Source organism: Microbacterium sp. DWRC1-3, assembly GCF_049896645.1.
GTDB lineage: Bacteria > Actinomycetota > Actinomycetes > Actinomycetales > Microbacteriaceae > Microbacterium > Microbacterium maritypicum.
Window position 1 is genome coordinate 192627 of the sequence record NZ_JAFCUS010000001.1, and the last position, 15007, is coordinate 207633.

The 15007-nt window shown below is 68.1% G+C and carries 14 protein-coding genes; 13 read left to right on the top strand and 1 reads right to left on the bottom strand.

Features of this window, described 5'->3' with window-relative positions:
* The first annotated feature begins 27 nt into the window (after positions 1–27).
* Positions 28–2100 (top strand): excinuclease ABC subunit UvrB, encoded by a 2073-nt coding sequence (gene uvrB / locus ACP699_RS00905; RefSeq protein WP_127482217.1) that lies wholly within the window; start codon positions 28–30, stop codon positions 2098–2100.
* 14 nt (positions 2101–2114) lie between these two features.
* Positions 2115–2465, top strand: a complete 351-nt coding sequence (locus ACP699_RS00910) for a TfoX/Sxy family protein (RefSeq protein ID WP_235562489.1) — start codon at positions 2115–2117, stop codon at positions 2463–2465.
* A gap of 2 nt (positions 2466–2467) precedes the next feature.
* Here the strand turns inward: ACP699_RS00910 and ACP699_RS00915 are convergent, their stop codons facing one another.
* Positions 2468–2710, bottom strand: a complete 243-nt coding sequence (locus tag ACP699_RS00915) for a hypothetical protein (protein ID WP_017830275.1) — start codon at positions 2708–2710, stop codon at positions 2468–2470.
* 45 nt (positions 2711–2755) lie between these two features.
* Here ACP699_RS00915 and ACP699_RS00920 point away from each other — a divergent pair, with 45 nt between their 5' ends.
* The 11 genes from ACP699_RS00920 to ACP699_RS00970 all read left to right on the top strand — a co-directional run bounded on the left by ACP699_RS00920 (position 2756) and on the right by ACP699_RS00970 (position 14924).
* Positions 2756–3199 carry a MarR family winged helix-turn-helix transcriptional regulator gene (locus ACP699_RS00920; protein WP_017830276.1) on the top strand — a complete coding sequence of 148 codons (444 nt, stop codon included), beginning with the start codon at positions 2756–2758 and terminating at the stop codon, positions 3197–3199.
* Positions 3200–3259: 60 nt separating this feature from the next.
* Positions 3260–4018, top strand: a complete 759-nt coding sequence (locus tag ACP699_RS00925; RefSeq protein ID WP_288969220.1) for a DUF4129 domain-containing protein — start codon at positions 3260–3262, stop codon at positions 4016–4018.
* Positions 4015–4488: a hypothetical protein gene (locus tag ACP699_RS00930; RefSeq protein WP_426168403.1), complete on the top strand. Its 474-nt coding sequence runs from the start codon at positions 4015–4017 to the stop codon at positions 4486–4488. Before ACP699_RS00925 ends, ACP699_RS00930 begins: the two co-directional genes overlap by 4 nt.
* Positions 4485–5456, top strand: coding sequence for an AAA family ATPase (locus tag ACP699_RS00935; protein WP_288969218.1), 972 nt, complete (start codon positions 4485–4487; stop codon positions 5454–5456). Before ACP699_RS00930 ends, ACP699_RS00935 begins: the two co-directional genes overlap by 4 nt.
* The gene (locus tag ACP699_RS00940; RefSeq protein WP_426168407.1) at positions 5453–6766 is read left to right on the top strand and encodes a DUF58 domain-containing protein; all 1314 of its coding nucleotides are present in this window, start codon (positions 5453–5455) and stop codon (positions 6764–6766) included. Before ACP699_RS00935 ends, ACP699_RS00940 begins: the two co-directional genes overlap by 4 nt.
* Positions 6763–7302, top strand: a complete 540-nt coding sequence (locus ACP699_RS00945; protein WP_426168410.1) for a hypothetical protein — start codon at positions 6763–6765, stop codon at positions 7300–7302. The genes ACP699_RS00940 and ACP699_RS00945 overlap by 4 nt, the downstream gene beginning before the upstream one ends.
* Before the next feature lie 63 nt (positions 7303–7365).
* Positions 7366–10254: an excinuclease ABC subunit UvrA gene (gene uvrA / locus ACP699_RS00950; RefSeq protein ID WP_055867475.1), complete on the top strand. Its 2889-nt coding sequence runs from the start codon at positions 7366–7368 to the stop codon at positions 10252–10254.
* On the top strand, positions 10254–12158 hold the full coding sequence (gene uvrC / locus ACP699_RS00955) for an excinuclease ABC subunit UvrC (protein WP_426168414.1): 1905 nt from the start codon (positions 10254–10256) through the stop codon (positions 12156–12158). The genes uvrA and uvrC overlap by 1 nt, the downstream gene beginning before the upstream one ends.
* A 34-nt stretch (positions 12159–12192) precedes the next feature.
* Positions 12193–13065 carry an RNase adapter RapZ gene (rapZ, locus tag ACP699_RS00960; protein WP_017830284.1) on the top strand — a complete coding sequence of 291 codons (873 nt, stop codon included), beginning with the start codon at positions 12193–12195 and terminating at the stop codon, positions 13063–13065.
* 67 nt (positions 13066–13132) lie between these two features.
* Positions 13133–14110 (top strand): DNA-binding protein WhiA, encoded by a 978-nt coding sequence (whiA, locus tag ACP699_RS00965; RefSeq protein ID WP_017202788.1) that lies wholly within the window; start codon positions 13133–13135, stop codon positions 14108–14110.
* 187 nt (positions 14111–14297) lie between these two features.
* The gene (locus ACP699_RS00970; RefSeq protein WP_017830287.1) at positions 14298–14924 is read left to right on the top strand and encodes a superoxide dismutase; all 627 of its coding nucleotides are present in this window, start codon (positions 14298–14300) and stop codon (positions 14922–14924) included.
* Positions 14925–15007: the final 83 nt, after the last annotated feature.

The following is a 15007-nucleotide window of genomic DNA, read 5'->3' on the forward strand; positions in this document are numbered from 1 at the left end:
GTCGGAGGGGCGGCATACGCTGGAGGTATGCAACCCACGCGCAGTGTCCGACCCTTCGAGGTCATCAGCGAGTACGAGCCTGCAGGCGACCAGCCCAAGGCCATCGCCGACCTGGCGGCACGCATCAACGCGGGCGAGACCGACGTCGTCCTGCTCGGCGCGACCGGTACCGGAAAGTCCGCGACGACGGCCTGGCTGGTCGAGCAGGTCCAGCGCCCGACGCTCGTGCTCGCGCACAACAAGACGCTGGCCGCTCAGCTCGCGAACGAGTTCCGCGAACTCATGCCGAACAACGCGGTCGAGTACTTCGTGTCGTACTACGACTACTACCAGCCCGAGGCCTACGTGCCCCAGACCGACACCTTCATCGAGAAGGACTCGTCGATCAACTCCGAGGTCGAGCGACTGCGCCACTCCACGACGAACTCCCTGCTGAGCCGCCGCGACGTCATCGTCGTCTCGACAGTGTCGTGCATCTACGGGCTCGGGGCGCCGGAGGAGTACCTGCGTGCCATGGTCGCGCTGCAGGTGGGGGAGCGCTACGACCGTGACGCGCTCATCCGGCAGTTCATCGCGATGCAGTACAACCGCAACGACGTCGACTTCTCGCGGGGCAACTTCCGTGTGCGTGGCGACACCATCGAGATCATCCCCGTCTACGAAGAGCACGCCATCCGCATCGAGCTGTTCGGCGACGAGATCGAGGCGCTGTACTCGCTCCACCCGCTGACCGGAGAGGTGATCGAGAAGCTCGACGCCGTACCGATCTTCCCGGCTTCGCACTACGTGGCCGGCACCGACGTCATCCAGCGTTCGATCGGCACGATCGAGGCGGAGCTGGAAGAGCGTCTGGCCGAGTTCGAGCGGCAGGGCAAGCTCCTCGAGGCGCAGCGTCTGCGTATGCGCACCACCTTCGACCTCGAGATGCTTCAGCAGCTGGGCTTCTGCTCCGGTATCGAGAACTACTCGCGGCATATGGATGGGCGCGCGCCCGGCGAGCCGCCGCACACCCTGCTCGACTTCTTCCCGGATGACTTCCTGCTGGTGATCGACGAGTCGCACGTGACTGTGCCGCAGATCGGCGCCATGTACGAGGGCGATGCTTCTCGCAAGCGCACGCTCGTCGACCACGGCTTCCGTCTGCCGAGCGCGATGGACAACCGGCCGCTGCGATGGGACGAGTTCAAGAACCGCATCGGGCAGACGGTCTACCTCTCGGCCACCCCCGGGAAGTACGAGATGGGGATCGCCGACGGCATCGTGGAGCAGATCATCCGCCCGACGGGCCTTGTCGATCCGGAGATCGTGGTGAAGCCGTCGAAGGGTCAGATCGACGACCTGCTCGAGGAGATCCGCCTGCGAGTCGAGCGTGACGAGCGCGTGCTCGTCACGACTCTCACGAAGAAGATGGCAGAAGAGCTCACCGACTTCCTCGGCGAGCACGGGGTGCGGGTGCGTTACCTGCATTCCGATGTCGACACGCTGCGTCGCGTCGAGCTGCTCAGCGAGCTGCGCGCCGGGGTGTACGACGTCCTCGTGGGCATCAACCTCCTGCGTGAGGGTCTCGACCTGCCAGAGGTGTCCCTCGTCGCGATCCTCGACGCCGACAAGGAGGGCTTCCTGCGTTCGGGCACCTCCCTCATCCAGACCATCGGTCGTGCCGCTCGAAACGTGTCCGGCGAGGTGCACATGTACGCCGACAAGATGACCGACTCGATGACGAAGGCCATCGAGGAGACCGACCGGCGCCGCGAGAAGCAGGTCGCGTACAACAAGGAGCACGGCATCGACCCGCAGCCGCTCCGCAAGCGCATCGCCGACATCACCGAGGTGCTCGCCCGTGAGGGTGCAGACACGGCGGAGATGCTGTCGGGTCGAGGCCGCGCGACGGGCAAGGGCAAATCGCCGACGCCCAACCTGCGGCGCACGGGTATCGCAGCTGAGGGGGCGCAGCAGCTCGAGGCCACGATCCAGGACCTGTCCGACCAGATGCTCGCCGCGGCCGCCGAGCTGAAGTTCGAACTCGCCGGGCGTCTGCGTGACGAGGTGCAGGATCTCAAGAAGGAGCTCCGCGCCATGGAGCGCGCTGGACACGCGTAGACGGGGGCTGGTCGATGGACGCTGCGGGGAACGAGCTGGCCGACCGGGTGCGTGCCTTGTTGGGGGCCGACACCTGGATCGAAGAGCGGCGCATGTTCGGCACCAGGGCGTTCCTCGATGACGGCCACATCCTCGTCGGAGCGCGTCCCGGTGGAGTCCTCCTGGTGCGCGTCGACGACGAGAACGGCGCGGCGCTGCTCACGCACCCCGGAGCCGCACGTGCGGTGATGGGTTCGCGCACGATGGGTTCGGGGTGGATCGACGTGGTGCCGGGTGCCATCGAAGACGACACGGAGCTCATGTTCTGGCTCGATGTCGCCCGCGAGTCGACGGGCTCGGCGGTCGAGACGCCGGAGCAGGACTGACGCTATGGGCAGTGCACCAGGGTCTTGGGCCCGGTGCGGTCGATCTCGTGCTTCGTCATCGGGGCGCCGCAGAGCGGGCAGGCGCGCTCTGCGCGTTCGGCAGCGCTGGGCGGCGGGGTCTTCTCGTACGGGCCGACGGATGCGGGCCCCGCGAACCGGATGAGGTTCGTGTTCACCCAGGAGTACAACCCTCCTGCGTCGCGGATGCGAGTGCGGAGGGGTGGGCGGTCGGAATCCTTTGCCATGTTCGTTAGTGTACTAACTATTAGTGCAGATGTATAGTCTCCCTTGTGACGGCATCCGACGACCTGCTCCGGCTCGAGAACCAGCTCTGCTTCGCCCTGGTGACAGCGGCGCGCAACGTCGTCGCCCTGTATCGCCCGATCCTCGAGCCGCTGGGCCTCACGCATCCGCAGTACCTCGTCATGCTGGCGCTGTGGGAGAGGGCCCCGCGCACGCTCAACGATCTGGCGGTCGACCTCGCCATGGAGCCGGCGACCGCATCGCCGCTGGTGAAACGGCTCGAAGCCGAGGGGCTGGTCGCACGTCAGCGCAGCAGCGAGGACGAACGACGTCTGGAGATCACGCTCACCGCAGCGGGGTCGGCCCTCCGTGATCGGGCGATCGACGTTCCGCACCAGGTCATGGCGGCGGTGGGCATGGGCGTCGACGAGATCGCGGCCCTTCGGGACGGTCTCGGCCCTTTCGCCGGTCGTCGCCCTGACCTCGCCTGACGAGTCGTCTCACGGCGCGGTCGGGCCCGTGGCGTGGGAGCAGCCCCCTAGGGTGGAGGCATGTCGCGCTCCGAGCCCTCGGTCCCGGAGCGGCAGCGTGCCGGTGAAGAACGGCCTCGAACGAGGCTTCTGCTCCCGCTGCTCGCCATAACAGGTTTCTTCGCGACGATCATGTTCGCGGCGGCCACGCAGGGGATTCCGCAGTTCGGCGGAGGGTTGGACGACACCGAGGGGCGCACTGGCGAGGATGTCCTGCCGACCGCGCCGACGGAGACCGCACCCCCGCCGTTGGAGCCTCCGGAGGATTCGCCGCTGCTCGCGATCATCGGCACCATCCTCGCCGCGGTCGTCGTCGCCGCTGTGCTCGCGATGGCCTACCTCGGTATGCGGCTCCTGATCCGCTACCTCGTGGGGCTGTGGCGTGACCGCCCGCTCGCGCGCCGAGAGGCGGCGCAGGTCGCCATCCAGGTCGTGGCCGCGCCCGTGACGGATGTCGAGCCTGACGAGGCGACGATCAGACGAGGAATCGAGGAAGCCCTGCGGACGATCGACGACCGCCCCGTGCCCGGCGACAGCATCGTGGCAGCGTGGGTGGGCCTGGAGGAGTCGGCGGCGGACGCCGGTGCCGGGCGAGGACGCAATGAGACCCCGTCGGAGTTCACTGCGCGTATCATCGGTCGGCGCGCCGGAATCGCCGCCGACGTGGTCACCCTGCTCGCCCTCTACGAGCAGGTCCGCTTCGGCGGTCATGACGCCGACGAGAGCGATCGAGCCCGCGCCTCCCAGTGCCTCCGAGGCATCCAGGAGGGGTGGCGATGAAGCGACGGATGCTGATCCTGGGGATCGGCGGCGTTCTCGCCCTGGCCGTGCTCCTGCTGCTCGCGCAGCTGGGCTTCCCCGTGCCGTTCGTGCTCGCGTGGATGATCCTCGTCGTCGCAGTGGTCGTCGCCTGCCGCCAGGAGTTCATCGAGGTCGGACCTGCGTGGCCTCCCGAGAAGCCCGGCCGCGACTCGCGCGGCTCCGAGGTGTCGCGCATGGCCTGGGCGATCAACACGCGTACGGGTGTGGCCGGCCACGTCGTCGTGCGCCGGGTGCAGAGCGTGCTGAGAAGACGCCTCGCCCTGCGTGGACTCGACCTCGACGACCCCACGCAGCACGCTCGCATCGACGCCCTCCTCGGTGAGGGGGTGCGCGACGCCCTGCACCGTCGCGAAGTGCAGCGCACCGACATCGAGATCGTGCTCGACGCGATCGAACGAATCCCGAACGACACGGAGGAGACCGGATGAGCAGCCAGGAGACCACCCAGATCGCCGAGACCGGGCGTCGAGTGCTCGACAGCGTCCGCGGCGCCGTCGTCGGGATGGACGAGCCCCTCACGATCGCCCTCGCTGCGATCCTCGCGGGTGGCCATGTGCTCTTCGAGGATGTTCCGGGGTTGGGGAAGACGCTCGCCGCACGGAGTCTGGCGTCGGCGCTCGGCCTCGACTTCCGTCGCCTGCAGTGCACTCCGGACATGCTCCCTGGGGATGTCACCGGCTCCTACGTCTACGCGCCGGCCACCGGCGACTTCGTGTTCCGGCCCGGGCCGATCTTCACCGGGCTGCTCCTCGCCGACGAGGTGAACCGCACGACCCCCAAGACCCAGTCGGCGATGCTGGAGGCCATGGCGGAGCATCAGGTCACCGTCGAGGGGAACAGCTTCCCGCTCCCACTGCCGTTCCACGTGATCGCGACCTCGAACCCCATCGAGTACGAGGGGACGTACGCGCTTCCCGAGGCGCAACTCGACCGCTTCATGGTGCGCCTCGCCGTCGGCTACCCCGCACCGGAGGACGAGACGCGCATCATCCTCGACCGCGTCCGCCGACAGAGTCCCGATGCGTCCGTCGATTCCGTCGTCGACGCGGCAGGTCTCCTCGCTATCCAAGCAGCCGTCGAGAGGATCCATGTCGACGCCGATGTCGCCAGGTACTGCGTGGAGCTGACGAAGTCCACGCGGGAGGCGACGCATGTCGCCGTCGGAGCCTCGCCGCGCGGATCGCAGTCTCTCGTGCTGCTCGGTCGCGCACTCGCGGCGCTGGACGGACGAGACTTCGTCCGTCCAGACGACATCAAACGCATCGCGGAGGCGGTGCTCGCGCACCGCCTCACGCTCACGCCGCAGGCGTGGGCACAGGGAATCGACCCCCGGACTGTCGTGGCCGCGGTGGTCGAGAGCACGCCCGTGCCGCCGACCGTGGCCGCGGTGCGGTGACCGAGCCGGTCCGCGTCACGGCGCGTTCCTCTGCGCGCTGGAGCCGGACGCCCGTGATCGCGATCGGCGTCGCCGGCTCGGCGATCCTGGCTGCCGTGGGCCTGGTGTTCTCGCGGCCCGATGTCGTCGGCATCGGACTTCCGCTCGCCCTCGGGACAGCATGGATGCTGATGCGTCGGCCTCGGGATTCCACGATGTCGATCGAACTGCGTGCGCATGTCGAGGGTTCGGGAGACTCGTCGGAGGTCATGGCGGAAGTCGATGCGATCCTCGACAGCGACTGGGTCCAGGTGGCGATCGATCAGGAGGCGCGGCGGTCCGGGCTCGCCGATGCGCGACCGGGGCACTCCATCCTCCTCACCCGCAACCGCCTGCAGCACTCCGGTCCTGTGGAGCTCCTCGGAGTGACCGTGCGCGGCGTCGCGCTCGACGGCGCATGGGTCTCGGAAGCCGGCCCCCGCGTCGTGCTGGAGTGGAACACCCCGCCCAGGCAGGTCCGGATCGGGCAGCTTCCGGTCGCTCGCCGGCTGACGGGTCTGCACGGCGCCCACGAAGGTGTCCGCCCCGGTCAGGGCGGTGACTTCCGCGACATCCATCCGTTCGTCCCCGGCGACGAGCTGCGCCGCGTCGACTGGCGGGCGACGGCTCGCGCGGCCCGTCGACCTGGCGAACTCCTCGTTCGACGCAGCACGACCCTCAGCGATTCCTCGGTGGTGATCGCCGTGGACACCGCGGAGGATCTGGGGACCGTGGTCGCCTCCTGGGGAGCGGACGACGCCGACCGGTCAGGAGTCACCTCGCTGGATCTCGCGCGTGAGGCTGCCCTCTCCATCGCCACAGCGGCGGTCGGTGTCGGTGATCGGGTCGCGTACCACGCGTTGTCGCCCGGCGGCCGCAGTCTTCCCTCGGGTGGCGGCCCGCGCCACCTCGCACGCGTGCGGGACATGATCGCGGCGACCGGACAGAGCGAGGAGGTGTCCCGGTACCGGCGGTCGCCGGTCGTGCCGTCGGGATCCATCGTCTTCGTGCTCTCGACGTTCTTCGACGGCGTCGCCGCTCAGCTGGCCACCCGGTGGCGGGCGGCGGGTCATGTCGTGGTCGCGGTCGATGTGCTCCCGATTCCCGACCGGAGTCGGCTCACTCGTGAGCAGCGCATCGCACTGCGCACGCTGCTCGCTGAACGCTCCGACATCCTCGTCGAGCTCCGACATGCCGGGGTCGAGGTCGTCGCATGGACGGATCCCGACATCGACGTCGCGATGCGGCTCGCTGCCCTTCGCCAGCGACGGATGCGGACGGTGCGGCGATGACGCGCGGTCTCCGTTCGTTCCGGGTGCGTGCCGCTGTTCCCGGGATCACCGTCCGCCTCCTGATCCTCGCGATCGTGTGGGGCGGCGCTGTCGTGCTCGTTCCCTTCCCCCTGTGGCAGGGGGTGGCGGTCGTCACCGCTCTCGTCGCGGTGGCGCTCCCGCGATCACTGGCGGCGTGGTTCGGGGCCGCCTGCCTCGTTCTGGGCGTCCTCCTGACCGAATCGGATCCGGGACGCACAGCCCTCGCCGTGCTGCTCGTTCCCGCGATCCACGTCCTCGCATCGGTGAGTCTCGAGATCCCGATCTCCTCGCGCGTCGCCCTCGCCGTGCTGTGGCCGAGCCTTGCGCGCTTCCTCGTCGTGCAGCTGCTGGCGCAACCTGTCGTCTTCGGCGTGTGGGTGCTCGCGCCCTCGAACGTCGACCATGGGATCGCGGCGCTCGCCCCGCTCGCCGCCGTGGCGCTCGTGCTCGGGGTGCTGCTCGCGGTGCGAGCCGTGCGGAGGTCGGATGCTCCGCGGAAGGTGCCTCAGGTATAGGACTGAGGTGTGGGTCAGCGTCCTCGCGGAGCCAATGTCCGTGGCCCCTCGTAGACTTGTTCGGTGCCCATCGTCCCCGTTGCCTCCTCCGGAAAACTCAGTGTCCGCGGTGCCCGCGTCCACAACCTCAAGAACGTCGACATCGATATCCCGCGCGACTCGCTCGTCGTGTTCACCGGCTTGTCCGGATCGGGGAAGTCCAGCCTGGCGTTCGACACGATCTTCGCCGAGGGGCAGCGTCGCTACGTCGAATCGCTGAGCGCGTACGCGCGCCAGTTCCTCGGTCAGGTCGATCGACCGGACGTCGATTTCATCGAGGGCCTGAGCCCCGCCGTCTCGATCGATCAGAAGTCGACGAACCGCAACCCGCGGTCGACCGTCGGCACGATCACCGAGATCTACGACTACATGCGTCTGCTCTGGGCGCGAATCGGCATCCCGCACTGCCCCGAATGCGGTGAGCGGATCCAGCGTCAGACCGTGCAGCAGATCGCCGATCAGCTCATGGAGCTTCCCGAGCGCACCCGCTACCAGGTCGTCGCGCCGATCGTGTCGCAGAAGAAGGGCGAGTTCGTCGACCTCTTCCGTGAACTCGGCGCGAAGGGATACTCCCGCGCGATCGTCGACGGCGAGCTCATCCAGCTGGCCGAGCCGCCCACGCTGAAGAAGAGCTACAAGCACGACATCGCGGTGGTCGTCGACCGTCTCGTCGCCTCCGACGACATCCTCGGACGCGTCACCGACTCGGTCGAGACCGCTCTGGGCCTCGCCGGCGGCGTGGTGCAGATCAACTACGTCGACGGCGAAGGCGACGACGCCTGGCAGACCTTCTCCGAGAAGCTGGCGTGCCCGAACGGGCACGCGCTCACGCTCACCGAGATCGAACCGCGCACGTTCTCGTTCAACGCGCCTTTCGGCGCCTGCCCCGCCTGCTCCGGACTCGGCACGCGCATGTCTGTCGACGTCGACCTGATGCTCGGCGATGAAGACCTCTCGATCCGCGAAGGTGTCATCATCCCGTGGACCACTCAGGGCAAGGGGCTGTTCCAGTACTACGAACGCCTGCTGGAGGGGCTCTCGAACGACCTCGACTTCTCGCTGGACACCCCCTGGCGCAAACTCCACTCCGATGTGCAGAACGCGGTGCTGCGCGGCGAGAACTACAAGGTCTCCGTCAAGTGGAAGAACCGCTACGGCCGAGAGATGCGGTACACATCCGGGTTCGAGGGCGTGGTGCCGTACATCGAGCGGCAGTACCTGCAGGCCGAGTCCGACAACCAGCGCAATCGCTGGGGCGAGTACCTCCGCGAGGTGCCGTGCCCGGTGTGCGACGGCAACCGTCTCAAGCCGGAGGTCCTCGCCGTGCAGGTGCACGGTCACTCGATCGCCGAGGTCTCGCATCTCAGCCTGGCCGACGCGCGCGCCTTCATGGAGACCCTCACGCTCACCGACCGTGAGGCGAAGATCGCCGCGCAGGTGCTTCGCGAGATCCGTCTCCGTCTCGACTTCCTGCTGCAGGTCGGACTGTCCTACCTCAACCTCAGTCGCTCGGCGGGCTCGCTCTCGGGCGGAGAGGCCCAGCGCATCCGCCTGGCGACGCAGATCGGCTCCGGCCTGACCGGGGTGCTCTACGTGCTCGACGAACCGTCGATCGGTCTGCATCAGCGTGACAACCGCCGTCTGATCGAGACGCTGCTCGCGCTGCGCGACCTCGGCAACACGCTGATCGTGGTCGAGCACGACGAAGAGACCATCGAAGCGGCGGACTGGGTCGTCGACATCGGCCCCGGCGCCGGCGTCAACGGCGGCGAGGTCGTGCACTCCGGGCCCTATTCGGCCCTGCTCGAGGACCGCGCGTCGATGACGGGGGAGTACCTCTCAGGTCGCCGCGAGATCCCCATGCCGGCGAAGCGGCGCAAGATCGACAAGAAGCGGATGCTGAGCGTCGTGGGCGCTCGTGCGAACAACCTGCGCAACGTCACGGCCGACTTCCCGCTCGGCGTGCTCACCGCGGTCACCGGGGTCAGCGGCTCCGGCAAGTCCTCGCTCGTCAACGACATCCTCTACCAGGTGCTGGCGTCGCGGCTGAACGGTGCGCGCACCGTTCCCGGCAAGCACACACGGGTGACCGGACTCGACAACCTCGACAAGGTCGTGCATGTCGACCAGGCGCCGATCGGCCGTACGCCGAGGTCGAACCCGGCCACCTACACGGGTGTGTTCGACCGCATCCGCACACTCTTCAGCGAGACGCCGGAGGCGAAGGTCCGTGGCTACCAGCCCGGCCGGTTCAGCTTCAACGTCAAGGGCGGCCGCTGCGAGGCCTGCTCCGGCGACGGCACCATCAAGATCGAGATGAACTTCCTGCCCGACGTGTACGTCGACTGCGAGGTCTGCCACGGCAAGCGCTACAACCGCGACACGCTCGCCGTGCACTACAAGGGCAAGAACATCGCCGAGGTGCTCGAGATGCCGATCGAGGAGGCAGCCGACTTCTTCGAGCCCATCCAGGCGATCCACCGCTACATGAAGACGCTCGTCGACGTCGGGCTCGGCTACGTGCGGCTCGGCCAGTCGGCGACGACGCTCTCGGGCGGTGAGGCGCAGCGCGTCAAGCTGGCGACCGAGCTTCAGCGCCGCAGCAACGGGCGCAGCATCTACGTGCTCGACGAGCCGACGACGGGTCTGCACTTCGAAGACGTCCGCAAGCTCCTCGAGGTGCTGGGCGGTCTGGTCGACAAGGGCAACACGGTCATCGTCATCGAGCACAACCTCGATGTGATCAAGTCGGCCGACTGGGTGATCGACCTCGGACCCGAGGGCGGTTCCGGCGGCGGACAGATCATCGCCACGGGCACACCGGAGCAGATCGCGCGCGTCGAGGAGAGTCACACCGGTCTGTTCCTCTCCGAGATCCTGGGTGAGGGGCGCTCCGCGCGGAAGGCCAGCTGATGGCCGACGTCCTGTCGTACAAGCCGAGGCCGGGGGAGATCCCCACCGACCCCGGCGTGTACCGCTTCCGCGACGCCGCCGGTCGGGTGCTCTACGTCGGCAAGGCGAAGAACCTTCGTCAGCGCCTCTCGAACTACTTCGCGCCGCTGCGCACGCTGCACGAGCGCACGCGGCGCATGGTGACCACCGCGGCCTCCGTCGAGTGGACCGTCGTGCCGACCGACGTCGATTCGCTGCAGCTCGAGTACATGTGGATCAAGGAGTTCGATCCGCCCTTCAACGTGCGCTACAAAGACGACAAGTCGTACCCGTTCATGGCGGTGACGCTCGCGGACGAAGCGCCCCGCGTGATCGTGACCCGCAACCGGAAGATCCCGGGGGCGCGGTACTTCGGTCCGTTCCCGAAGGTGTGGGCGGTGCACGAGACCATCGACCTGATGGTCAAGGCGTTCCCAATCCGTACGTGCAGCGACTCCAGCTACCGGCGCGCGATGCAGACGGGCAGGCCGTGCTTCCCCGGCCAGATCGGCAAGTGCGGTGGTCCGTGCTCGATGACGGTGAGCATCGCGGAGCACCGCGCCATGGTCGACGACTTCGTCGCGTTCATGGCCGGTGGCGACGAGCGCTTCACCCGTGAACTCACCAAGCGGATGCTGGCGGCCTCCGCGGCGATGGACTACGAAGCGGCGGCGAAGTATCGCGACAAGCTTTCCGCGATCGAGGCGGTACTCGGCAAGAGCGCACTCGTGCTCCCCAGTGACGAGGATGCCGACCTGTTCGGCATCGCCGAGGACGAGCTGGCCGCTGCGGTGCAGCACTTCGTGATCCGCGGTGGCAGAGTGCGCGGTGTGCGCGCGCTGACGATCGAGAAGGAGATCGACATCTCCAGCGGCGAGCTCGTCGAGCAGGTGCTGCAGCAGGCCTACGGCGAGGCACAGGACGTTCCGCGGCGCATCCTGGTCCCCACCCTGCCCGACGACGCCGCGGAGCTCGAGGAGTGGCTGCGCGAGCGTCGGGGCAAGAAGGTCGAGATCGCGGTCGCGCAGCGGGGTCAGCGTGCCGACCTCATGCGCACCGCGACTCTGAACGCGCAGCAGGCGCTCATCCGGCACAAGACCCGTCGCACCACCGACTATGTCGCGCGCACGCAGGCACTCACAGACCTGCAGGAGGCGCTCGGCATGGACGAGGCGCCCCTGCGCATCGAGTGCTTCGACATCTCGCACCTGGGCGGCACGAATGTCGTGGCGTCGATGGTGGTCTTCGAAGACGGGCTGCCCCGCAAAGATCAGTACCGATCGTTCAACATCGCCGAGACCACGGACGACACGGACTCGATGTACCAGGTGCTCCGTCGTCGGCTCGCCTATCTCGATCGTCCTGACGAGTCGGAGACGATCGACCCGACGACCGACGAGGTCGTCGCGGAAGACGTCGGCGAGGCGACGGTGCGTCGCAAGCCCCGTTTCGCCTACCCGCCTCAGCTGCTCCTGGTTGACGGCGGCCAACCGCAGGTCGAAGCCGCGGCGCGAGCGCTGCGCGATGCCGGACACACCGAGATCGCAGTCTGCGGCATCGCCAAGCGACTCGAAGAGGTCTGGCTCCCCGGAGACGACTTCCCAGTGATCCTGCCTCGCACGAGTGAGGCGCTCTACCTGCTGCAGCGTCTGCGCGACGAGGCGCACCGGTTCGCGATCATTCATCAGCGCAAGAAGCGGCGAAACGACATCGGTTCGGTGCTTGCCGAGGTTCCGGGGCTCGGCGCCGCGCGCATCAAGGTGCTGCTCAAGCACTTCGGCTCGGTCACCGCTCTGCGTGCGGCCGAGCCGGGGCAGATCGAAGAAGTCCAGGGAATCGGTCCCGTGCTCGCTCAGAACATCCACACGCACCTGTCCACTCGCTAGGCTGGAGGCTGAGGGGGAGAGGGAGCACTGAGCAATGGCTGACGGGGAAAAGGGCGAGTTCCTCATCGTCACGGGAATGTCCGGCGCGGGTCGGACGACGGTGGCGAACGCACTCGAGGATCTCGGCTGGTACGTGGTCGACAACCTGCCCCCGCAGATCCTGCGTCCGCTGCTGGATCTGACCGACATGGGCGGCACCGCCCTTCCGAAGGTCGCGGCCGTGGTCGATGTGCGCGGCCGCAATCTCTTCGACGACTTCCCCGGGGTGGCGCGTGCGCTGCGTTCACGGGGTTCCGTGCGGGTGCTCTTCCTCGACGCGTCCGACGACGTGCTGGTGCGTCGGTTCGAGTCCGTGCGCAGACCGCATCCGTTGCAGGGCGAAGGCACCCTGCTGGACGGCATCCGCATCGAGCGTGCCCGGCTCGCGCCGATCCGCGAAGCGGCCGACCTCGTCATCGACACCTCGACCCTCAACATCCACCAGCTCGCGACCCAGGTCTCCGACATCTTCTCGGAGGAGGGCCAGGCGCGCCATCGCGTCACCCTGCTGAGCTTCGGGTTCAAGTACGGGCTGCCGACCGATGTCGACATCGTCGCCGACATGCGGTTCCTGCCGAACCCGTTCTGGAACGAGGAGCTTCGAGGCTTGACGGGCCAGGACGAGGAGGTCCGGGACTACGTGCTCTCCCGCGACGGCGCGATGGAATTCCTGGATGCGTACTCCGCGGCCTTGGCACCGGTGCTCGAGGGATATCAGCGTGAGAACAAGAGCCACTCGACGATCGCGATCGGCTGCACGGGGGGAAAGCACCGCTCCGTGGCGATGTCGGAGGAGTTGGGCCGCCGTCTGGCCGCGATCCCCGGCGTCGCCGTGAACGTCCGTCACCGGGACCTCGGCCGAGAGTAGTGGGCCGCCCGGCCGAGTAAGCTGGACGTTTGCGTCGCGATCCGGCGCGTGAACGTGAAGGAGTGTCGTGGCACTAACCACCGACGTCAAGGCCGAGCTGGTCAGCATCCGCAATGCACCCCCGACGGTGCGAGTCGCGGAAGTGACCGCCATCCTCCGGTTCGCCGGCGGTCTGCATTCGATCGCCGGTCGTGTGGCCGTGGAGGCCGAGGTGGATGCCGAGACTCTCGCGCGCCGCGTCGCGCGTGACCTCGCCGAGATCTACGGTGTGCGACCCGAGATCGCCCAGGTGCAGTCGAGCACCGCGAACGACGGCGCCCGCTGGGCGGTGCGTGTGATCGCGCAGGGGGAGACCCTCGCCCGTCAGACCGGCTTGCTCGACCAGCGTCGGCGTCCTGTGCGGGGGCTGCCCAACCGGCTCACCACCGGCTCGCGCGCCGAGGTCGCGGGTCTCTGGCGCGGTGCGTTCCTCGCTGCGGGCACTCTGAGCGAGCCCGGACGCTCGGCGATGCTGGAAGTCGTCTGCCCGTCCTCGGAGGCGGCGATGGCGCTCGTCGGCGCCGCTCACCGACTCGGCGTCGCCGCCAAGGCGCGCGAGGTGCGGGGCATGCCGCGCGTGGTCGTGCGCGAGGGGGAGGCCATCCGCACCATCCTCAACGAGATGGGCGCCCAGAAGACCGCGATCGCGTGGGAAGAGCTCCGTCAGCGCCGTGAGGTGAGGGCCGGCGTCAACCGTCTGGTGAACTTCGACGACGCGAACCTGCGCCGTTCCGCGCAGGCTGCCGTCGCCGCGTGCGCGCGCGTCGAGCGTGCGCTGGAGATTCTGGCCGACGAGGTGCCCGATCATCTGAAGGTGGCCGGCGAGCTGCGTCTCGCGCACCGCGATGCCAGCCTCGATGAGCTCGGCCACCACGCCGACCCGCCCCTGACGAAGGACGCCGTCGCCGGCCGCATCCGCCGCCTGCTCGCGATGGCCGACAAGCGCGCCCAGCAGGAGGGCATCCCCGGAACGGAAGCCGCGGTCCCCGTCGGACTCGACGTCTGACCCCGCACCCTTCGACGAAGACCCGCCGCCCGACATGAGGGCGGCGGGTCTTCGTCATACGACGGAAGGATCGGGGACGCAGCCGTGTTGTCGTCAGTAGGATGAATCACGTCCGCTCTACGCCGCACATCGGCGGCGCGGAGGATCGGCAAGCGCCGCGGCGCGGCGCGGATTGGATGAAAGCGATATGGCGACCTACACGCTCCCCGACCTTCCCTACGACTTCGCAGCTCTCGAGCCGCACATCAGCGGCAAGATCATGGAACTGCACCATGACAAGCACCACGCGGCCTACGTCGCCGGCGCGAACACCGCGCTCGACCAGCTCGCCGAGGCCCGCGAGAGCGGCAACCTCGCGAACGTCAACAAGCTCGAGAAGGACCTCGCCTTCAACCTCGGCGGTCACGTCAACCACTCGATCTTCTGGACGAACCTCTCGCCGAACGGCGGAGGCCAGCCCGAGGGTGAGCTGAAGGCGGCCATCGATGAGTACTTCGGCTCGTTCGAGAAGTTCCAGGCCCACTTCACGGCTGCAGCGACCGGCATCCAGGGCTCCGGCTGGGCGGTGCTCAGCTGGGACTCGATCGGCTCGCGCCTGATCATCCAGCAGCTGTTCGACCAGCAGTCGAACACCGCGCAGGGCACGATCCCGTTGTTCCAGCTCGACATGTGGGAGCACGCCTTCTACCTCGACTACCTCAACGTCAAGGCCGACTACGTCAAGGCCGCGTGGAACATCGCGAACTGGGAGAACGTCGCCCAGCGCCTCGAGGTCGCCCGTAAGCAGACGAACGGCCTGCTGGTACTGTCGTAATCGGGTCGCGTCCCGACGGGCCACGGCTCGTCGGGACGCCCTCTCAGCCAAAAAACCCCGCGCTTCACGCTTGCTGGAAAGCT

What these genes read in the sequence shown, in the direction of transcription:
- uvrB (WP_127482217.1), top strand. Translation starts at nt 28, where the DNA reads ATGCAACCCACGCGCAGTGTCCGACCCTTCGAGGTCATCAGCGAGTAC.
- ACP699_RS00910 (WP_235562489.1), top strand. Translation starts at nt 2,115, where the DNA reads ATGGACGCTGCGGGGAACGAGCTGGCCGACCGGGTGCGTGCCTTGTTG.
- ACP699_RS00915 (WP_017830275.1), bottom strand. Translation starts at nt 2,710, where the DNA reads ATGGCAAAGGATTCCGACCGCCCACCCCTCCGCACTCGCATCCGCGAC.
- ACP699_RS00925 (WP_288969220.1), top strand. Translation starts at nt 3,260, where the DNA reads ATGTCGCGCTCCGAGCCCTCGGTCCCGGAGCGGCAGCGTGCCGGTGAA.
- ACP699_RS00930 (WP_426168403.1), top strand. Translation starts at nt 4,015, where the DNA reads ATGAAGCGACGGATGCTGATCCTGGGGATCGGCGGCGTTCTCGCCCTG.
- ACP699_RS00935 (WP_288969218.1), top strand. Translation starts at nt 4,485, where the DNA reads ATGAGCAGCCAGGAGACCACCCAGATCGCCGAGACCGGGCGTCGAGTG.
- ACP699_RS00945 (WP_426168410.1), top strand. Translation starts at nt 6,763, where the DNA reads ATGACGCGCGGTCTCCGTTCGTTCCGGGTGCGTGCCGCTGTTCCCGGG.
- uvrC (WP_426168414.1), top strand. Translation starts at nt 10,254, where the DNA reads ATGGCCGACGTCCTGTCGTACAAGCCGAGGCCGGGGGAGATCCCCACC.
- rapZ (WP_017830284.1), top strand. Translation starts at nt 12,193, where the DNA reads ATGGCTGACGGGGAAAAGGGCGAGTTCCTCATCGTCACGGGAATGTCC.
- ACP699_RS00970 (WP_017830287.1), top strand. Translation starts at nt 14,298, where the DNA reads ATGGCGACCTACACGCTCCCCGACCTTCCCTACGACTTCGCAGCTCTC.